Below are 18,489 nucleotides of genomic sequence, written 5' to 3'. Positions count from 1 at the left end.
CCAGGCCTTTTGCCCGCGGGATGAATTTTCAGCACGGCTGGGGGCCTGCCGCGTCCTTATTACCCATGGCGGCGCGGGAACCATGATAGACGCCATAAAGCGGGGGAAAAAAGTGATCGCTGTGCCCCGGCTGTCCCGGTATGGAGAGCATGTAGACGACCACCAGATGGAGCTGACCAGCCAGCTGCACAGGATGAATCTGCTCTGTTCGTGCCCGGATCTGGAGCGGCTGCCAGAGGTATTCCAGGCAGTTCAGGACCATGCGTTTGATCGGTTCCAGCCCCATACCGAGGCGTTTATCTGTTCTCTTGAGGAGGACGTCCGCTGGTTGTCAACAGCGAGGTGCGTATGAAAGTTTTATTGATAGGCCCCAGCGAAACCCGTGCCCGGGGCGGGATGTCCGAGGTCATCCGGGGCATAAGAGAGAGCGAAACCTTGCGCCGGGAGTTTGAGATTGACAGCTTCCCCTCCTACATTGACGGGGGCCTGCCCGCCCGGCTGCTGTATTCAGCCTATGGATATATCCGGTTTTTGCTGTGCTGCCGGAAATACGACCTGTTCCATATACATACTGCAGAGAAAGGCAGCACCTTCCGCAAGGGGTTCTATTTGCGCAAGGTGAAAAGGGCGGGGAAAAAGGCTATCATCCACATCCACGGCGCAGAGTACCTGAGCTTTTACGACAATTTGGGGGATTGGGGGAAGAGGAAGGTAGACCGCTTTTTTAGCCAGGCGGATCTGGTGCTGGCGCTGTCCGGCAGCTGGAGAAAGGAACTGGAGTCCCGGTTTTCTATGCGCGCTTGCGGGACGCTGTATAACGGCGTGGACCTGGAACGGTTTCAGGCAGGGGCCTCAGACCCCCAGGCTTGCAAGGACGCCTTTTTGGCGCTGGGCCGGCTGGGGAAACGGAAAGGGACCTATGACCTGATACGCGCGGTAGAACTGGCGGTCCGGAAAAATCCAAAGCTGACGGTCTACCTGGCAGGGGACGGCGAGGTGGAAGAGGTCCGAAAGCTGATTGGGGAAAAGGGCCTGGAAAAGCATGCCATTGTGCTGGGCTGGATTGACCATGAGGAAAAGCTGTCCTACTTGCAAAAGGTGTCGACTGTGATCCTGCCCTCCTATTTTGAAGGGCTGCCGGTGTCTGTTTTAGAAGGGATGGCGGCGGGAAAAGCCATTATCAGCACAGATGTCGGCGCGATACCGGAGGTGGTTTCCCCAGAAAACGGCATCCTGATAAAGCCGGGCAATATTTTGGCCTTAGCGGACAGTATGCTGCTGTGCAGCAATGGAGTGGAAATGCTGAAGCAGATGTCCAGGAAGAACCAGGAAAAGGTAAGAGAGATGTTCAGCATCCAGCAGATGCATCAGCGCTTAGCGGAATATTACAGGCAAGTGATGGGAGAAGGAGGGCCCCCGGAATGGGACAGGAAAGACCCTTAATCAGTGTGATTGTGCCGGTTTATAATGTAGGGGACTATCTGCATGACTGTCTGGCGTCCGTTTTGGCCCAGAGTTACAGGGACATAGAGGTTATTCTGGTGGACGACGCCTCTACCGACGGCAGCGGCCGGCTTTGCGATACCTATGCGGCCCGCGACCAACGGGTGCAGGCTGTCCATCTCTCCGCAAACAGCGGGCCTTCCGCTGCCAGGAATGAAGGAATCCGCAGGGCGCGGGGCGAGTATATTGTCTTTGTGGACGCGGATGATACCGTGGAGCCCCGGCTTATAGAAACGCTTTATACCAATCTGGTGGAAACCGGAGCGGATATCAGCATATGCGGCGCAGACGGAATCCAGCTGCAAAGCGGCCCAGCCCGGGTGTATACCCGGGCCGAGGCGGTCGGGCGCCTGGCTAAGGGCGCGCCCTTTAACCATGTGCCCTGGGGCAAGCTGTATAAGGCGCGGCTGGTAAAGCGCTGCCCTTTTGATGAAAAAGTGTATTACAGCGAGGATCTTTTGTTTCTCTATGGCCTGCTGAAACAGGCTGGGCAGGTCAGTTATCTGCCAGAGGTCCTGTGCCACTACACACAGAGAGAGGGCAGTCAGGTGCAAAGCGGGGTGACTGAGCGGAAATGCACAGCCTTTGCCGCCCAGGACGCGGTCTGTGCAGACGCCGCCGTGCATTTTCCTGAAACAGAGGCTGATTTCCGCCAGCTGGCCTTAGAGGCCAACCGCTGCCTGGCCGTGCTTGCCGTAAAAAAAGGGGCGGAGAACGGCCAGACCGCTTTCTACCTGAAACGCATCCAGGAGAACACCCGGAGGCACCTCAGCTGGCAAACGCTGCGCCTCTGCCCCCGAAAAAGGGATAAAATACAGCTGTTGGCCTTGTGTGCGCATACAAGGCTTTTCAGGATACTGGCGGCGGCTGCGCAGCTCAGGCGTTCGGGAGGAAACCGGTAGATGAAACAGGACTTCCCTCTGATCAGCGTGATTGTGCCAGTATATAATGTAAAGCCATATCTTGCAAAATGCCTGGATTCTCTTTTATCTCAGACCTACCCTAACATGGAAGTGATTGTTGTAGACGACGCCTCTACAGACGGAGGGGGCGCTGTTTGCGACGCCTTTGCAGCCAAGGATAGCCGGCTGCGGGTTCTGCACCTTACAGCGAACAGCGGCCTGTCGGCTGCCAGAAATCAAGGCGTTCAGGCGGCCGGCGGACAGTTTGCCGCTTTTGTGGATTCAGACGACTATGTGGAGAGCGGGCTGCTGGAAAAGCTCCATGCCCAGCTGGTAGAAACTGGGGCGGATGTTTCTGTTTGCGGGGCAGCGGGCTTAAAAGTCAAAGAGGGGCCTGCCGCCGTTTATACCGCGGAGGAAACCGTGGGCTGTCTCGCCCGGCGGGGCCCGTTCCTCTGGACAGCCTGGGGGAAGCTTTACCCTATGGAGCTGGTGAAAGCCATACCCTTTGACCGGCAGGCATTGTGTTGTGAGGATTTACTCTTCTTCTCCCAGGTGTTGCAGAGGGCGGAACGGGTGTGCTATTTGCCGGAGCCCTTGTACCACTATGTTTTCCGGGAGGACAGCATCATCAACCGGCCCATAGATGAAAAGCGGTGCACCGTGCTTGCTGTTCTGGATGATATCTGTGAGAACGCGGCCCTGGATTTTCCGGGTATGGAGGCGGGCTTCCGGCAGGTGGCGTTGGACACAGCCGCGCGTCTTGCCATGCAGGCCGTGGAAGCGGGAGCGGCGGGGGGGCGCGGGGATTATCTGAAAAGATTCAGAGACCATACCCGCCGCCACTTCAGCCATAAGGCGTTGAGCCTCTGCCCGGACAGAAAGAGCATGGCGGCGGAACTGGCGCTGTTTATGGGCATACCCGCTTTTTGGTGCCTTGCCGCTGTCTACCGGGTGGTTAAGAAGCGGAAAGGCCTTGGCGGAATGGAGTGACAGACTGCATGGGGAAGACTGGGCATATTGCCAAAAATGTGAAATTTGCCGTGGCGGGGGAGCTCCTGCTGGCGGCGCTGAAGTTCATATCGCGCAGGGTGTTTGTGGTCCTGCTGGGGAAGGAGTACCTGGGGCTCAACGGACTGTTTACAGATATCCTCTCCATGCTGTCCCTGGCGGAGCTGGGCTTCAGTACCTCTATCACCTACAGCCTCTACCGCCCGGTGGCCCAGGGCGACACCCAAACCATCCAATCCCTGATGCGGTTGTACCGCCGGGTCTACCAGGTGGTAGCTGTGGCGGTTCTGCTGGTTGGCTTGGCCCTCACCCCATTCCTGGGTTTCTTTGTAAAAGAGATGCCAAAGGACATCCCTTATATCCCTCTGTTCTATATCCTCAGCTTGCTGAATGCCAGCGTTTCCTATTTTTTTGCCTACAAGTCCACCCTGCTTTTGGTAGACCAGCGGAAATATATTGAAACCACCATTCGTGGGGCTGTCAGCCTGGCCGCCGCCCTGGCGCAAATCCTGGTCCTTTATTTAACGGGAAGCTACCTGTACTACCTGCTCCTCTCCATCGAGGCAACTTTGGCTCAGAACATCATAATTTCCGCCCGGTCGAACCAGTTATATCCCTTTTTAAAAGAAAAAAAGCCCGGCCTCTCCCAAAGAAAACCCTGGATGAGATACGCCGGAACGTGCACGCCATGCTCCTTCACCGGATTGGCGGGGTGGCTGTGTTTAATACGGACAATCTGCTGATTTCCAAGTTTGTGGGGGTGGCCGCGGCCGGGCTGTACTCCAATTATATGATGATCCGGGGGTTCCTGAACATCGTCATCCGGGCGCTGTTCGACGTGATCACCCCTGCGATGGGGAATCTGTCGGCCACAGGACCGGAAGAACGTATGCAGGCGGCTTTCCGCAGGCTGAACTTTTTCTCGGGGTGGCTGTTCGGTTGGATGAGCGTGTGCCTGCTTTGCCTTTACGACCCCTTTATAGACCTTTGGCTGGGAGAGGGCTATCGGTTGCCCGGGCCGGCGGTCTTGCTGCTGGTGGTAAATTTTTATATGTCCAGCATGCGCGTCCCTGTGGACGACATGAAAGGGGTATTGGGGCTTTTCTGGGAGGACCGGTATAAATCCCTTCTGGAGGCGGCATTCAATCTGGTGGTCTCCCTGGCCCTTGCCCAGCGGTATGAGGTAGCGGGGATACTGGCCGGGACCTTAGCCAGCACGCTTGCCCTCCCCTTTTGGTGGGAACCGCTTGTTTTGTACCGCCGGGGCCTGCATATGCCGGTATGGAAATATTTTGTGGGCTATTCCGTTCAAATGGCGGTCACAGCCGCCGCCGGAGGGGCAACTTGGCTGCTGTGTTCCATGATGGGGGACGGCATAGGAGGCTTTTTGCTAAAAGCGCTGCTCTGTTTGGCCGTACCGAATGGGGTGTATCTGGTTGTGTACAGCCGCACAGAGGAACTGGCGTTTTTGAAAGAACAGGTCCGGAAGGCGGTAAAAAAGCGGTTCTTGCTCCGCTAAATCCCGCCGCGCTTGCGCCAGTGCGACCTTATCGTTCCGCCCGTCAACCGAATATATGTCCTCCGATATTTTCTCGACGGCCCTGGCCTCCCGGGCCCCGAGGAACACCACGCTGTCCAAGTTGCCTCAAATGATTTCCCCGTTTTTGGCGGCGAAATGGCAGCGGAAAAATCCAGACGGTTAGGGCTTGTTTGAAAATAGACTACTCGTCCCCGGACGGTCTGCATGCGGAACGGAGTTAAGTGCGGATTGCTTTTCCTGCGTGGACCTGGTATAATGTACTCCAGCGAGTACACGGAGAAGCCCGCACCAGACTTCTCCATAAAGATTTGTGATACAATTTCTTCCGTCGAGACAGAATGACAAATCGGAATTTCATAGAAAAAGCTGGGGGAGAAATCAGATGGAGAATTTTGGACTTTCAATGTTATGGTATTGGGCAGCATATTTTATTGTGACAAGCATAGGCGTATTGCACACAATTTTTAATATTATAGTGTTGCACATGAAGTCAATGAAAGACGGTCCGGGTATGGGAGAAGGATATGAAAAGACCAAGCCCTGGCATCCTTTGTATAATATCATTATTTTTCCTATATTTGCATATCTGTATTTTCATGGATTGGAAGCCATCACGTTATCCAATGTGATTGCCACAGCCCTTATTTGGGGAACGATAACAGTCGTATTTGACTTAATTGGGTGGGTCCTCATAAAGCATCCTTGGTCTTTAACATTCAAGGAGTTTTATATGGATTACCAACCTTGGATTACGTTAATTTATATCACAATCTATGCAAGTCCATTTATAACCTATGGAATGATCAATCTGTTCTAGTGGGCTTGGGGCGTCTTAAGGCAACACCGCACAAAGGCCGCCCTACAGCCTTTGCACACAATCTGACAGCTCTAGACTGATCAAAAAAAGCCAGTCCCCGCATGGGGGACTGCGGTCATGAAGTTATACTATATAATGCAAACCGCCCGGTGGCTCTATGACCTGCCGGGCGGTTTTCGTCGTTTCCTGCGCCTGAAAATTTTTCTCGCCCTTTTCTTTGCGGAAAATGGTTTTGCGCGCAAAACCCCGCGCCGCTGAACGCTCTGTTAGCGGAAAGGGAAAGTACCACCATCCCCCAGTGAAAGAGGCTAAGAAGATGGAAACCAACCCCCGCGACTATGGCGAACGGCGCAGGCTTGACGCCTTTTGCAAGACCGTATTTGAAGCATGAGGCAATCCACTACATCCGGAAAATAAAACGGCGGGCCACCGGAAAACATCCTTGGCGCCTCTGCCCCAGACAGCGAGACCGGCGAGGCCCTTGGTCCATCCCGGAGTGCCGTCCAGCGGCGCAGAACGAAGCCGCTGAAATTCCTGCGGACAAAACTGACAGCGAACAAGGCCAGCGGAAGTTTGCGGAGTGGCAGGAAGCAGCCAGCAAAGCTGAATAAACATAAAAAGCAACAGAGGCCAAGGCAAAAACCTTGACCTCCGCTATTCGTTTGACATCAAAGCCACACCATCACGGCAAAGCCGTCCTTAAAATAATAGGTGTTCGTCCAATGTCCATCTGGTGGACCCGAAGGGGATCGAACCCTCGACCTCCGCGTTGCGAACGCGGCGCTCTCCCAGCTGAGCCACGAGCCCATAAAATAAAACAATAAAATTAAAACTAACATCTTGCAGCAACTGCAACAACAGCCTTGTGGGTTGCGAACCGGCCGCGAAGCCGCCCGAGATACGCCCCCAAACAACAGCGAAAAATGTCCCAGTCAAACCACAAAACCCGGAAAAACGAATAAACAGCTTTCAGAATGCCCAACCAACCCCAGCCATTTCCACCGGATTCCGGAAATCCGGGTCATATAACCGCACCGGGCGGGCCCCCATCCGGGCGCAAAACACCAAATACAAGCATCCCTCCGGACAACGCATATATTCTACCACAAAAGCCGGCGGATGTAAAGAGAAAAATTTGTTTTTCAGGGATTTTTTTGCGAAGCCCCCCTGGCGCGCCGGTCCGCCGGGAGGAGATACGGGAGGATTTGCCAATTTCCGGTTGCTTTTTCCCGCAGCTTGGGTTATAATATACACAGACGCTTGCGGCCGGTCCCATCCCGGCCAAAATTTGAAATCGGAGGGAAACCCAATGCTTGTCTCTGCAAAAGAAATGCTCACCAAGGCCAAGGCCGGTAAGTATGCTGTCGGCCAGTTCAACATCAACAACCTGGAATGGACCAAGGCCATTCTCCTCACCGCGCAGGAGTGCAATTCCCCTGTTATTCTGGGCGTGTCCGAGGGCGCCGGCAAGTACATGTGCGGCTTCAAAACTGTGGCCGCTATGGTCAAGGCCATGATCGAGACCCTGAACATCACAGTCCCCGTGGCCCTGCATCTGGACCATGGCAGCTATGAGGGCGCCTTGAAGGCCATGGAGGACGGCTTCTCCTCCGTTATGTTCGACGGCTCCCACTATCCTATTGACGAGAACATTGAGAAGACCAAGGAGATCATCCGCATTGCCGGCGAAAAGGGCATCTCTGTCGAGGCGGAGGTAGGCGCCATCGGCGGCGAGGAGGACGGCGTTGTGGGCAGCGGCGAGGTGGCGGACCCCAGCGAGTGCAAGATGATTGCCGACCTGGGCGTCAACATGCTGGCCGCTGGCATTGGCAACATCCACGGCGTATACCCCGACAACTGGGCCGGCCTGAACTTTGACGTTCTGGCCCAGATTCAGGAGAAGACCGGGGCCATGCCCCTGGTGCTCCACGGCGGCACCGGCATTCCCGAGGACATGGTGAAAAAGGCCATCACCCTGGGCGTCTCCAAGGTCAATGTAAACACCGAATGCCAGCTGAGCTTTGCCGCCGCCACCCGCCAGTACATTGAGGCGGGCAAGGACCAGCAGGGCAAGGGCTTCGACCCCCGCAAGCTGCTGGCTCCCGGCTTCGAGGCCATCAAGGCCACGGTCAAGGAGAAGATGGAGCTGTTCGGCTCTGTGGACAAGGCCTGAGAAATTGGAATGAAGGAAAGCGAGGGCGGCACAGCGGCAACAGCGGTGCCGCCCTTTTCTGCAGGGAGGATGCCTATGACCGAGCTGACCCAGCTGCCCGGCCCGCTGCTGGCATGGTATGAAAAAAACGCCCGGGTTTTGCCCTGGCGCAGCGACCCCACCCCTTACCATGTGTTTGTCTCTGAGCTGATGCTGCAGCAGACCCGGGTGACTGCGGCGCTGGACTATTACCGCCGCTTTATGGAGGCCCTGCCCACTGTGGAGGACCTGGCCCGCTGCCCGGAGGACCGGCTCATGAAGCTCTGGCAGGGGCTGGGCTACTACAGCCGGGCCCGCAATTTGAAAAAAGCCGCCTGCCAGGTGGTGGAGGACTTCGGCGGGGCCTTCCCCAACGACTTTGCCCGCCTGCGGACGCTGGCCGGGGTGGGGGACTACACAGCCGGGGCCGTGGCCTCCATTGCTTTCGGCCAGCCGGTCCCCGCGGTGGACGGCAATGTGCTTCGGGTGGTCAGCCGCGTCACCGCCGACTGCCGGGACATGGCCCGCCCCCAGGTCAAGCGGGAGGTAGGGGAGGCCCTGCGGGCCGTCATGCCCCCAAACCGCCCCGGAGACTTCAACCAGGCCCTGATGGAGCTGGGAGCCCTGGTGTGCCTGCCCAACGGCGCGCCCCTTTGCGGCCAGTGTCCGGCGGAGGGCTTTTGCGCGGCAAAGACGCAGGGCATGGCCGGCCGTCTGCCGGTAAAGCCCCCCAAAAAGCCCCGGCGGGTGGAGGAGCGGGCGGTATATCTCATCTGCCGCCAGAACCGGGTGGCCCTGCGCCGCCGTCCCGCCCGGGGGCTGCTGGCCGGGCTGTGGGAGTACCCCAGCGGCCCGGCGGGCTGGCCCTGCCCGGTGGCCGGAGAGGCCTGCCTTGCGGGAGAGGCCCGGCATGTGTTCACTCATGTGGAGTGGCGCATGACAGCCTGGGCAGTAGAGGCGGCAGGGGAGGCCCTCCCCGAGGGCTGGGTCTGGGCAGCGGAGGCGGACCTGGCGGAGGTATACCCGGTGCCCAGCGCCTTTGGGGCCTTTCAGGGCTGGGTGGAGCGGCGGCTGAAAGCAGGGGAGTGAGCCCTGTTTCGAGAGCGTGAAGCCAGGCCTCCCTCCATCCCGTGACTGTTCGCAGTTTGTTTCAAATTTTTGGCTTTACAAAGCCGGCCTTTTCATGTACAATGAATGCAAGCATGGGCCGGCCCTCAGGGCCCGCCCGAACCGGATACCATATTAAATGAAACGGAGTGAGGCATATGTCCCTGAAATATCAGCGCGTCCTCTTAAAGCTCAGCGGCGAGGCCCTGGCCGGCCAGGCGGGCCACGGCATCGACTTTGACACGGTTGTGCGCATCTGCCAGCCGGTCAGGCAGCTGGCGGACCTGGGGGCGCAGGTGGCCATTGTGGTGGGCGGCGGCAATTTCTGGCGGGGCCGCAGCAGCGGCAAAATGGACCGCACCCGGGCCGACCACATGGGTATGCTGGCAACGGTGATCAACGCCCTGGGCGTGGCCGACGCCCTGGAGCAGCTGGGCCTGAGCGTGCGGGTGCAAACCGCCATCGCCATGCAGGAGCTGGCCGAGCCCTACATCCGCAACCGGGCGGTGCGGCACCTGGAGAAGGGCCGGGTGGTGGTGTTCGGCTGCGGCACGGGCAACCCCTTCTTCTCCACCGACACCGGCGCGGCCCTGCGCGCGGCGGAGATCGAGGCCGACGTCATCCTCAAGGCCACCATGGTAGACGGGGTGTATGACAGCGACCCCAAGAAGAACCCCAATGCCAAGCGGTATGACCGGCTGACCTTTATGGAGGTGCTGAACCAGAACCTGGGCGTGATGGACATGACGGCGGCGTCCTTCTGCAAGGACAGGGGAATCCCCTGGCTGGTGTTCAGCATTGAGGACCCGGAGAACATTGTAAGGGCGGCCCAGGGCGAGGCAGTGGGCACGCTGGTGGAATAAAGGGGAGACGGGAGTGAAAGGGAAGATAGAAACGCCATTCCTTCTCGCCCGGCAGACAGCCCCGCCGGGTCAAGCCAAGCATTTTCGTGTAAGAATGCTCTCAATAAAAACAGAATCCATCTTTCTAAAAATAATGAAAAGCACAGTCTCATACAGCGTCTGACAAAACCAAAACGAAAGGAAGCTTACCATGCCGGAAATGAAAGACGTATTCGCCAAAGCGGAAAGCAAAATGCAAAAGGCCGTCTCCCACCTGAAGGAGGAGTACGCCGCCATCCGGGCGGGCCGGGCCAACCCCGCCGTGCTGGACAAGATTACGGTGAACTATTACGACACCCCCACCCCCATCAACCAGCTGGCGGCAGTGGCTGTCACCGAGGCCCGGGTGCTCACCATCCAGCCCTGGGACGCCTCTGTGCTGCGGGCCATCGAGAAGGCCATCCAGACCTCTGACCTGGGGGTGAACCCCCAGAACGACGGCAAGCTCATCCGCCTCACCTTCCCGCCCCTGAACGAGGAGCGCCGCCGGGACCTGGTCAAGGAGACCAGCAAGCTGGCCGAGGAGGCCAAGGTGGCTGTGCGGTCCATCCGCCGGGACGCCATTGAGAAGCTGAAGGACATGAAAAAGAAGTCTGAGATTACCGAGGACGACCTGAAGCAGGCGGAGAAGAAGACCCAGGACCTGACCGACAAATATGTAAAGAACGTGGAGTCCTGCGCCGCAGACAAGGAAAAAGAGATCCTGGAAATCTAAGGGGAGGGCGCTATGCCAGAAAACACACTGCCGCCCCCTGCCCACATTGGCGTCATTATGGACGGCAACGGGCGCTGGGCCAAAAAGCATTTTCAGCCCCGAAGCATGGGCCACCGGGCCGGCGCCCGGAACTTCCGCACCATCACCCGCTACGCCTCCCGCATCGGGGTGAAATATCTCACCGTCTACGCTTTCTCCACCGAGAACTGGGCCCGCCCCGCCGAGGAGGTGGGGGCCCTCATGGGTCTTTTCAAAGACTACCTGCAAGAGGCCCTGCGGGACTTTATGGACGAGAATATCCGGGTGCGCTTTATTGGCGACACCAGCGCCTTTGCCCCAGAGCTTCAGGCGCTGATCCGGGAGGTGGAGGAGGCCAGCGCCCCCAAAACCGGCATGGTGCTCAACCTGGCCATGAACTACGGCGGCCGGGCCGAGCTGGTCCGGGGGGCGCGGCTGTTCGCCCAGGCGGTGGAAAGGGGAGAGGCCTCTCCCCAGGACCTGACCGAGGCGGGCTTTGCCCAATACCTCTACACCGGGGGCCAGCCCGACCCGGATTTGATCATCCGTCCCAGCGGAGAGCAGCGGGTGTCCAATTTTCTGCTGTGGCAGTGCGCCTACGCGGAGTTTGTCTACTTTGATATTCTCTGGCCGGACTTCAAAACCCAGGACCTGGACCGGGCCATTGCCATCTACCACTCCCGCCAGCGGCGGTTTGGCGGGGTGTAGCGCGTCAACGGGAGCGGGAAGGAAGGTCCTGAAAACAGCCCCCTCCTTGTCCCGGCCCAAGCTCCACAATATCAAGAAGAAAGGCGGGAACACCATGAAGCAGCGTGTCCTGTCCGGCGTTGTGCTGACACTGTTCGCGGCAGCCGTCATCCTGTTCGACCGGGTCTTTCCCTTGGCCCTGAATATCGCGGTGGGCCTCATCTCCGCGGCGGCGGTGGAGGAGCTGGCCCGGGCCCTGGGCCTGCAGCGCAAGTGGTTTCTCTACGCGCCCTCTCTGCTGGCGGCCGCGGCCGCGCCCTTTTGCAATGACGAATTCCAGTTCCTTATCTATTGTCTGTACACTCTGGTCGTGTTCGCGGCCATGATCGTCTACCACAACGAGACCACCTTCAAAGAGGTGGCTGTGCTCTACAGCATGGTGGTGCTTATCCCCTGCGCCCTGCGCACTTTGGTGGCTCTGCGAGAGCTGAACCGGGCCCACGGCATGTTCTATGTGCTCATCGCGGTGCTGTCGGCCTGGGCGGCGGACATGGGCGCCTATTTCGCGGGCACCCTGTTTGGAAAGCACAAGCTGTGCCCGGAGATCAGCCCCAAAAAGACCATAGAGGGCGCCATTGGCGGCACGCTGGCCGATGGGGCGGTGATGGTGCTGTGCGGGCTGTGGTTCTCCCAGGGCGTGTACCAGGGGGCAGTGGAGGTAAACTACTGGCTGCTGGCAGCTATCGGCCTGCTGGGCTCCTGGGTGTCCATTCTGGGGGACCTGAGCTTCTCCCTCATCAAGCGCAGCTGCCACATCAAGGACTTCGGCCAGGTAATCCCCGGCCACGGAGGCATATTGGACCGGTTCGACAGCGTAATATTCACCGCGCCCTTTGTGTACCTGCTGGCGACCTTCTTCCCCCTGGCGGGCGTTTAGGGGGCGGCATGGATATCGCCGTCAGGCCCCTGGGCCCGGGCATGGCAGGGGAGTTCTTCCGCTACTTTGAGGAGTGCGCCTTCCCCTGGGGCGACCCCCGGTCCAACTGCTACTGCCTGGAAAGCCGCCTGCCTGACGAGCAGAGGCTTCAAGAGGCCTTTGAACGCCGGGCCGCAGCCAAGGCTCTCATTGACAGCGGCCGGATGACCGGCTATCTCCTCTACCACGGGGAGCGGCCGGTGGGCTGGTGCAATGCCGGCGACAAGGTGGGCTATCCCCCTGTCTGCGAAAATCCCGAGCTGTTCACGGTCAAGCCGCGGCCGGGGCTCATCAAAATCATCTATTGTCTCGACATTGCGGAGGACTGGCAGGGGAGAGGCCTTGCCGGTCTGGCCATGTCCCGCTTTTTGACGGACGCCCGGGCCCAAGGCTTTGCCTATGCCGAGGGCTACCCCTTTGCCAACCAACGGTACCCCTGGCAGTACCCAGGGCCGGTGCGCCTGTATGAAGCATTCGGCTTCAGCTTTCTGCGGGAGGGGTCCCTGTCCCGGGTCTACCAGAAGGAGCTTACCGGCTGAGCCGCCTACAAAAGAAAGCCGCCCCGGGACAAAAGCCTCCTCACAGCGCCAAGCAAAAGGGACGAAAGCACCGGTCCCCCTTGTGCGCAAACCGGTTCGTAATGCGGAAGCCCCGCCCCAGGGCTTGTTTAAAAATAGAGAAAATGCCGGATTTTTGCCCCAGAGGAGGCGATCTCAAAGGAGAAGAACCGCTGTAGTTAGCTGCGCTAGCTACGTCAATCTCGCAATTAACGAGGATTGTCGCCGCAGAAAGCGACTGCTTAGGGGCAAAAAGACGGTGTTTTCGATTTTTCAAGCAAGCCTTAGAGTCTGTTTGAAAACCAAAGAAATGCCAGCTTTTTTGTTCGGGGCGGACGGTTTCAAGGCGAAAACCGCAAGAAATACTTTCGTGTTTCGAGGATTTTTAACACAGAAACCGTTTGTCACAGGAAAAAAAGACGGCGTTTCTGATCCCTCTCATCTGAAAGGAGGCCTGCCCATGAAAGCCCTCTCCCTGCTGGGCTCCACCGGCTCCATTGGCGCCCAGACCCTGGATGTGGTCCGGGGCCTGAACGCCGCCGGAGCAGAGCCCTGTACGGTGGCCGTGCTGGCCGCCCATTCCAATGTCCCCCTGCTAGAGCGTCAGGCCCGGGAGTTCCGCCCCCAGGCCGTGACGCTTTTTGACCCTGCCGCAGCCAAGGACTTCAAGGACCGCACCCGAGACCTTTCCATCCCCGTGTTCTCCGGCATCGAGGGCCTGTGCCGCGCCGCCGCCTGGGAGACTGCGGACGTCGTCCTGAACGCGGTGGTGGGCATGGTGGGCCTGCGCCCCACCCTTGCCGCCCTGGGGGCCAAAAAGCCTGTGGCTCTGGCCAACAAGGAGACTCTGGTGGCCGGGGGCGAGCTGGTCACCCGGGCCGCAAGGGAGAACCGCGTCCCGCTTCTTCCTGTTGACAGCGAGCATTCCGCGATTTTTCAGTGCCTGCGGGGCAATGAACGGTCCCAGGTGAAGCGGCTTCTCCTCACGGCCTCAGGGGGCCCCTTCTTTGGCAAAGCCAGAGAGGAGCTGGCCAATGTCACCCCAGAAATGGCCCTCCGGCACCCCAACTGGTCCATGGGGGCCAAGGTCACAATCGACTCGGCCACCATGATGAACAAGGGGCTGGAAGTGATGGAGGCCCGGTGGTTATTTGACCTGCCGGTGGAGAAAATACAGGTAGTGGTCCACCGGGAGAGCATTGTTCACTCCATGGTAGAGTACGCGGACAATGGGGTGATTGCCCAGCTGGGAGCTCCTGACATGCGCCTGCCCATCCAGTACGCCTTGACCTACCCAAACCGGCTTCCCTGTCCCGCGCCGGAGCTGGACCTGTTCCAGGTGGGAAGCCTGAGCTTTTTCCCGCCTGACACAGAGGCCTTCCCCTGCCTGTCCATTGCGGTGGAGGCCCTGCGCCGGGGAGGTCTGGCCCCGGCGGCGGTAAACGCTGCCAACGAGCAGGCGGTAGCGGCGTTTTTGCAGGGACGCATCGGCTTTTTGGAGATTCCGGAGCTGGCCGCCGGGGCCGCGGCCCGTCAGCCGGACTGTTCCGGGGCAGACAGCCTGGACGCGGTGCTGGAGGCGGACCGGGCCGCCCGGCAGTATGTAGAGACACAACTCAATGGGAGATGATTTTTTGCAGGCATTCAATGTGGCTTTTCTCATCATCATCGGGGTTTTGCTGTTCAGCTTCATTATTTTCTTTCATGAGCTGGGGCATTTCCTGTTTGCCAAGCTGGGGGGCATTCGGGTCAACGAGTTCTCTTTGGGCATGGGCCCCCGCCTCTTTGGCTTTCGCCGGGGAGAGACCGAGTACTCCCTCCGGGCGCTTCCCATTGGCGGCTTCTGCGCTATGGAGGGGGAGGACGAGGCCAGCGACCGGGAGGATGCCTTTGGCAGCAAGCCGGTGTGGAAGCGGGTCTTGGTGATTGTGGCCGGAGGCCTGTTCAACATTCTTCTGGGCCTTGTGATGATGCTGTTTCTGCTGGCCCCTCAGGAGGTGTACGCCACCACCACCATCTCCCAGTTCGCACAGGACTCGGCCTTGGCCCAGGCCGGCGCCCAGGTGGGAGACCGGATTGTGGAGATCGACGGCTACGCGGTCTACACAGACCGTGACCTGAGCTTTGCCATGGCCCTGGCAGACCCTGCCGCCCTGCATCTGGTGGTGGAGCGGCAGGGCCAGCGGGTGGACCTGGGAGACATTGCCATGCACACCCAGACCTTGGAGGACGGCCGGGAGGCGGTGGCCATGGACTTCTATGTTCAGCCTGAGCAGCGGACGGTTCTGGGCCTGCTGCGCCGGGCAGGGGCCGACACCTTCTCCATGACCCGCATGGTGCTTGAGAGCCTGAAGGGCCTGCTCACCGGGCGTTTCGGCCTTAACGAGATTGCCGGGCCGGTGGGCACTGCCCGGGCGGTGTCTCAGGCGGCGGGAGCGGGACTGGAGCAGGGCTTTGGCCAGGGGCTGAGCAACCTGGTTTTCATGATGGTGATGATCACGGTGAACCTGGGTGTGGTCAATCTCCTGCCCCTGCCCGCCCTGGACGGAGGACGCCTGCTGTTTTTGATCTGGGAGGGCGTTACCCGCCGTCCGGTTCCCCCTAAGTACGAGGGCTATATTCATGCGGCTGGGTTCATTCTTCTCATTGGCGTTATGGCGCTTGTTACCTTCCACGACGTTTTCCGGCTCATCACCGGCTAGTAGGTGACTGCGGAACCAATCATATATGGGGTTGTCCTATGGTGGGCGATTGACCCGTATAGAGATCCCTCACACAGCGTTTTATGTGGGCCCTACCGTCGGGTTCCTTTCTTCGCAAGCTTCGCTTGCTCAGCCGGCCCCCGAGGCCAGCGGCAGCGCCCCACCCCGCCCACCCCCAACGCTTAGAGACCAAGGGCACGGTCAAACGTCCCACCGGGACGTTTGACCCCCCTCCCGCGTCCCGGCTAGAATTTTTAAGAACCTGTATTCATAGGCGGAGGATGCCGGAGGGTCGAGGGATTTTGTCGCCCTGCAAGGCAAAAAATCGCAGGAATACTTGCCGTATTTCAAGATTTTTTAACGCAGCAGGACGGCAAAAGACCCGTCCCTCCGGCGTTCAACGCCTGTGAATACAGGCTCTAAGTCAAGCCCCCCACTTCAACACAGCCAAAGCCAACCCCCTCAAGAACCTTCCATTTTCCCTTCATAAAGGAGCATATTATGCAAAGACGAACCTCAACCCAGGTCACAGCCGGCGGCGTGAAGATCGGCGGCGGCGCACCTATCCCCGTCCAGTCCATGCTCAGCGTCCCCTCCGCCAACGTCCCCGCCAGCGTCCGCCAGGCCAAGGCCCTGGAACAGGCTGGCTGTCAAATCCTCCGCATGGCCATCCCCGACATGGCCGCGGTACATAACCTGATCCCGGCGGTCAAAAAGGCCGTTTCCATCCCGCTGGTGGCCGACATCCACTTCGACTACAAGCTTGCCCTGGAATCCACCGCCGCAGGCATCGACAAAATCCGCATCAACCCCGGCAATATCGGCGGCGACAGCCGGGTCAAGGCCGTGGCGGACGCCTGCCGCCAGCGGGGCGTGCCCATCCGCATCGGGGTCAACGACGGCTCTCTGGAAAAGCACATTCTGGCCAAATACGGCCACCCCACCCCGGAGGCTCTGGCCGAGAGCGCCCTCTACCATGCCTCCCTCCTGGAGAAGTTCGACTATACCGACATCGTTCTCTCCATGAAGGCCTCCTCGGTCGACTTCACCATCCAGGCCTACCAGATTGCCGCCCAGCGCTGCTCCTATCCCCTGCACCTGGGCGTCACCCACGCGGGCACGGCGCGCATGGGGCTCATCAAGTCGGCCATGGGCATTGGCAGTCTTTTGCAGCAGGGCATTGGCGACACCCTTCGGGTCTCCCTCACCGCCGACCCGGTGGAGGAGGTCCGGGCCGGGGCGGACATTCTCCGGGCCCTGGGCCTGCGCCGGGGGGTGAAGCTCATTGCCTGCCCCACCTGCGGCCGCACCCGCATCGACCTGATTCCCCTGGCCCAGAAGGTGGAGGCCGCGCTCTCCGGCTGCCACAAGGACATTACCGTGGCAGTGATGGGCTGCGCGGTCAACGGCCCCGGCGAGGCCCGAGAGGCCGACGTGGGCGTCGCCGGGGGCAAGGGCGAAGGCCTGATCTTCCGCAAAGGGGAGATTCTCCGCAAGGTCCCCGAAAACCGCCTGCTGGACGAGCTTCTGGCCGAGGTGGACAAGCTATGAGGGCGGAGGCTTATCACACCCCCATGGGGGAGATTCACTACTGGGTCGGCGACGCCGCAGAGGACAGGCCCTGTCTGGCCATGCTGCCCGGCCTGACGGCCGACCACCGCCTGTTTGACCGCCAGACCCAGGCCCTGGGCGGCATATACCGCTGCCTGGTATGGGACGCCCCGGCCCACGGCGCGTCCCGTCCCTTTTCGCTGGACTTTTATATGGACGAGCTCACCGGCTGGCTCCACGAGATATTTATAAAAGAGAAATTTGACCGGCCGGTCCTGGTGGGCCAGTCCATGGGCGGCTATATTGCCCAGGCCTACATCAAGCGTTATCCCGGCACGGTAAGGGGCTTTGTGTCGGTCGACTCCGCGCCCCTCAGCCGAAGCTATTTTTCCGGCTGGGAGCTGGCCATGCTGAAGCACGCCTATTGGCTGTACCGGCCCATCCCCTGGGGACTGCTGCAAAAGCTGGGCAGCATGGGCACAGCGCAGTCCCCCTATGGCCGGGGGCTGATGGCGGACATGATGAAGGCCTATGCCCCCAAGGAATACTGCCGGCTGGCCGCCCATGGCTACCGGCTGCTGAGCTTGGCTGTCACAGCCCACGGCGACAGCGAGCCCGACTGCCCCAGTCTTTTGCTCTGCGGGGAGAAGGATGGGGCAGGTTCCTCCCGGCGGTATAACCGGGCCTGGGCCCGGCGGGCAGGCCACCGGCTGGTCTGGCTGAAGGGGGCGGGGCACAACTCCAACACAGACGCGCCAGAGGAGGTCAACCGTCTGCTGCAAGACTTTGAAACAAATCTAAAAACGCCAGTACAAGGCTAGGGCTTGTTTGAAAATAGAGGAAATAACGGAATTTTGACCAGAAGCGGTCAGCTTCAAGGAGAAAACCGCAAGGAATACTTGCGTATTACGAGGATTTTCGACGCAGAAGATGGCTGCTTCTGGGTAAAAAGACGGCGTTTTCGGTTTTTTAAACAAGCCCTAGGTTAGGTATGTTTGAAAACCAAAGAAATGCTGTATTTTTGGCCAGAAATGAGGGATTTCAAGAAAAAAAAAACAAGAAAGACTGCCGCCTTTCCGGAATTTTTACGCCGAAAGCACCGCTTCTGGTCAAAACAGACCGTATTTCGGTGTTTTTAAACATACTCTAGAGCTTGTTTGAAGATAGAGGAAATGACTTTTTTGACAAGAGGTCTGCTTTAAGGAAAGAAACCAAGATTTTCAACGCGGAAGACGGCCCCTTCTGGGCAAAAAGACGGCGTTTTCGATGGTTCAAACAAGCCCTGACTCTCACCACCACCCAAAGGCGCG

At 59.2% G+C, this 18,489-nt stretch carries 19 protein-coding genes and 1 tRNA gene; 19 read left to right on the top strand and 1 reads right to left on the bottom strand.

From position 1 onward, the window contains the following. The 8 genes from ACTO5E_RS03625 to ACTO5E_RS03590 form a co-directional block, all read left to right on the top strand. On the top strand, nucleotides 1-352 hold a 352-nt coding region (locus ACTO5E_RS03625), incomplete at its 5' end, for a glycosyltransferase (RefSeq protein WP_482301644.1). Further along, entirely contained in the window at nucleotides 349-1,443 is a 1,095-nt protein-coding gene (locus tag ACTO5E_RS03620) for a glycosyltransferase family 4 protein (RefSeq protein WP_482301642.1), read from the top strand. The genes ACTO5E_RS03625 and ACTO5E_RS03620, both read left to right, overlap by 4 nt. Next, nucleotides 1,422-2,405, top strand: coding sequence for a glycosyltransferase family 2 protein (locus tag ACTO5E_RS03615; RefSeq protein ID WP_482301640.1), 984 nt, complete (start codon nucleotides 1,422-1,424; stop codon nucleotides 2,403-2,405). Before ACTO5E_RS03620 ends, ACTO5E_RS03615 begins: the two co-directional genes overlap by 22 nt. Further along, a complete protein-coding gene (locus tag ACTO5E_RS03610; protein WP_482301639.1) occupies nucleotides 2,406-3,398 on the top strand; it encodes a glycosyltransferase family 2 protein in 993 nt (330 codons plus the stop codon). Beyond that, nucleotides 3,395-4,159, top strand: coding sequence for a polysaccharide biosynthesis protein (locus ACTO5E_RS03605; RefSeq protein WP_482301637.1), 765 nt, complete (start codon nucleotides 3,395-3,397; stop codon nucleotides 4,157-4,159). The genes ACTO5E_RS03610 and ACTO5E_RS03605 overlap by 4 nt, the downstream gene beginning before the upstream one ends. Then, the gene (locus ACTO5E_RS03600; RefSeq protein ID WP_482301636.1) at nucleotides 4,105-4,935 is read left to right on the top strand and encodes a lipopolysaccharide biosynthesis protein; all 831 of its coding nucleotides are present in this window, start codon (nucleotides 4,105-4,107) and stop codon (nucleotides 4,933-4,935) included. Before ACTO5E_RS03605 ends, ACTO5E_RS03600 begins: the two co-directional genes overlap by 55 nt. Before the next feature lie 403 nt (nucleotides 4,936-5,338). After that, the gene (locus ACTO5E_RS03595) at nucleotides 5,339-5,773 is read left to right on the top strand and encodes a hypothetical protein (protein WP_482301635.1); all 435 of its coding nucleotides are present in this window, start codon (nucleotides 5,339-5,341) and stop codon (nucleotides 5,771-5,773) included. Nucleotides 5,774-5,890: 117 nt separating this feature from the next. Beyond that, nucleotides 5,891-6,031, top strand: a complete 141-nt coding sequence (locus ACTO5E_RS03590) for a hypothetical protein (protein WP_482301633.1) — start codon at nucleotides 5,891-5,893, stop codon at nucleotides 6,029-6,031. Nucleotides 6,032-6,504: 473 nt separating this feature from the next. Here ACTO5E_RS03590 and ACTO5E_RS03585 read toward each other — a convergent pair. Continuing rightward, nucleotides 6,505-6,580, bottom strand: a tRNA-Ala gene (locus ACTO5E_RS03585). 502 nt (nucleotides 6,581-7,082) lie between these two features. Between ACTO5E_RS03585 and fba the strand changes: the two genes are divergently transcribed. The 11 genes from fba (at nucleotide 7,083) to ACTO5E_RS03530 (ending at nucleotide 18,000) form a co-directional block, all read left to right on the top strand. Then, nucleotides 7,083-7,946, top strand: a complete 864-nt coding sequence (gene fba / locus ACTO5E_RS03580) for a class II fructose-1,6-bisphosphate aldolase (protein ID WP_482301632.1) — start codon at nucleotides 7,083-7,085, stop codon at nucleotides 7,944-7,946. A gap of 75 nt (nucleotides 7,947-8,021) precedes the next feature. Beyond that, entirely contained in the window at nucleotides 8,022-9,053 is a 1,032-nt protein-coding gene (gene mutY / locus ACTO5E_RS03575) for an A/G-specific adenine glycosylase (protein WP_482301630.1), read from the top strand. Between the two features lie 176 nt (nucleotides 9,054-9,229). Then, nucleotides 9,230-9,934: a UMP kinase gene (gene pyrH, locus ACTO5E_RS03570; RefSeq protein ID WP_482301629.1), complete on the top strand. Its 705-nt coding sequence runs from the start codon at nucleotides 9,230-9,232 to the stop codon at nucleotides 9,932-9,934. Nucleotides 9,935-10,133: 199 nt separating this feature from the next. After that, nucleotides 10,134-10,688: a ribosome recycling factor gene (gene frr / locus ACTO5E_RS03565; protein ID WP_482301646.1), complete on the top strand. Its 555-nt coding sequence runs from the start codon at nucleotides 10,134-10,136 to the stop codon at nucleotides 10,686-10,688. A 12-nt stretch (nucleotides 10,689-10,700) separates the two neighbouring features. Further along, the gene (gene uppS, locus ACTO5E_RS03560; protein ID WP_482301628.1) at nucleotides 10,701-11,414 is read left to right on the top strand and encodes an undecaprenyl pyrophosphate synthase; all 714 of its coding nucleotides are present in this window, start codon (nucleotides 10,701-10,703) and stop codon (nucleotides 11,412-11,414) included. Between the two features lie 94 nt (nucleotides 11,415-11,508). After that, nucleotides 11,509-12,330: a phosphatidate cytidylyltransferase gene (locus ACTO5E_RS03555; RefSeq protein ID WP_482301626.1), complete on the top strand. Its 822-nt coding sequence runs from the start codon at nucleotides 11,509-11,511 to the stop codon at nucleotides 12,328-12,330. An 8-nt stretch (nucleotides 12,331-12,338) separates the two neighbouring features. Next, complete coding sequence (locus ACTO5E_RS03550; protein WP_482301625.1) at nucleotides 12,339-12,908, top strand: GNAT family N-acetyltransferase; 570 nt, start codon at nucleotides 12,339-12,341, stop codon at nucleotides 12,906-12,908. Between the two features lie 478 nt (nucleotides 12,909-13,386). After that, on the top strand, nucleotides 13,387-14,556 hold the full coding sequence (locus ACTO5E_RS03545; RefSeq protein ID WP_482301624.1) for a 1-deoxy-D-xylulose-5-phosphate reductoisomerase: 1,170 nt from the start codon (nucleotides 13,387-13,389) through the stop codon (nucleotides 14,554-14,556). 4 nt (nucleotides 14,557-14,560) lie between these two features. After that, nucleotides 14,561-15,628: a M50 family metallopeptidase gene (locus tag ACTO5E_RS03540; protein ID WP_482301623.1), complete on the top strand. Its 1,068-nt coding sequence runs from the start codon at nucleotides 14,561-14,563 to the stop codon at nucleotides 15,626-15,628. Nucleotides 15,629-16,129: 501 nt separating this feature from the next. Beyond that, a complete protein-coding gene (ispG, locus tag ACTO5E_RS03535) occupies nucleotides 16,130-17,179 on the top strand; it encodes a flavodoxin-dependent (E)-4-hydroxy-3-methylbut-2-enyl-diphosphate synthase (RefSeq protein ID WP_482301621.1) in 1,050 nt (349 codons plus the stop codon). Then, nucleotides 17,176-18,000, top strand: coding sequence for an alpha/beta fold hydrolase (locus tag ACTO5E_RS03530; protein WP_482301620.1), 825 nt, complete (start codon nucleotides 17,176-17,178; stop codon nucleotides 17,998-18,000). Before ispG ends, ACTO5E_RS03530 begins: the two co-directional genes overlap by 4 nt. Nucleotides 18,001-18,489: the final 489 nt, after the last annotated feature.

The organism is Acutalibacter sp. (assembly GCF_056800975.1).
Note: the sequence above shows the minus strand (reverse complement) of the source record. Positions and strands in the feature narration are given on the sequence as shown.

Bases quoted from the DNA above. Each gene is read 5' to 3' on its own strand.
- pyrH (WP_482301629.1), top strand. From the start codon at position 9,230: ATGTCCCTGAAATATCAGCGCGTCCTCTTAAAGCTCAGCGGCGAGGCC.
- ACTO5E_RS03620 (WP_482301642.1), top strand. From the start codon at position 349: ATGAAAGTTTTATTGATAGGCCCCAGCGAAACCCGTGCCCGGGGCGGG.
- ispG (WP_482301621.1), top strand. From the start codon at position 16,130: ATGCAAAGACGAACCTCAACCCAGGTCACAGCCGGCGGCGTGAAGATC.
- ACTO5E_RS03600 (WP_482301636.1), top strand. From the start codon at position 4,105: ATGCTCCTTCACCGGATTGGCGGGGTGGCTGTGTTTAATACGGACAAT.
- ACTO5E_RS03530 (WP_482301620.1), top strand. From the start codon at position 17,176: ATGAGGGCGGAGGCTTATCACACCCCCATGGGGGAGATTCACTACTGG.
- ACTO5E_RS03615 (WP_482301640.1), top strand. From the start codon at position 1,422: ATGGGACAGGAAAGACCCTTAATCAGTGTGATTGTGCCGGTTTATAAT.
- ACTO5E_RS03555 (WP_482301626.1), top strand. From the start codon at position 11,509: ATGAAGCAGCGTGTCCTGTCCGGCGTTGTGCTGACACTGTTCGCGGCA.
- ACTO5E_RS03545 (WP_482301624.1), top strand. From the start codon at position 13,387: ATGAAAGCCCTCTCCCTGCTGGGCTCCACCGGCTCCATTGGCGCCCAG.
- mutY (WP_482301630.1), top strand. From the start codon at position 8,022: ATGACCGAGCTGACCCAGCTGCCCGGCCCGCTGCTGGCATGGTATGAA.
- ACTO5E_RS03595 (WP_482301635.1), top strand. From the start codon at position 5,339: ATGGAGAATTTTGGACTTTCAATGTTATGGTATTGGGCAGCATATTTT.
- frr (WP_482301646.1), top strand. From the start codon at position 10,134: ATGAAAGACGTATTCGCCAAAGCGGAAAGCAAAATGCAAAAGGCCGTC.
- ACTO5E_RS03550 (WP_482301625.1), top strand. From the start codon at position 12,339: ATGGATATCGCCGTCAGGCCCCTGGGCCCGGGCATGGCAGGGGAGTTC.
- fba (WP_482301632.1), top strand. From the start codon at position 7,083: ATGCTTGTCTCTGCAAAAGAAATGCTCACCAAGGCCAAGGCCGGTAAG.
- uppS (WP_482301628.1), top strand. From the start codon at position 10,701: ATGCCAGAAAACACACTGCCGCCCCCTGCCCACATTGGCGTCATTATG.
- ACTO5E_RS03610 (WP_482301639.1), top strand. From the start codon at position 2,406: ATGAAACAGGACTTCCCTCTGATCAGCGTGATTGTGCCAGTATATAAT.
- ACTO5E_RS03590 (WP_482301633.1), top strand. From the start codon at position 5,891: ATGAAGTTATACTATATAATGCAAACCGCCCGGTGGCTCTATGACCTG.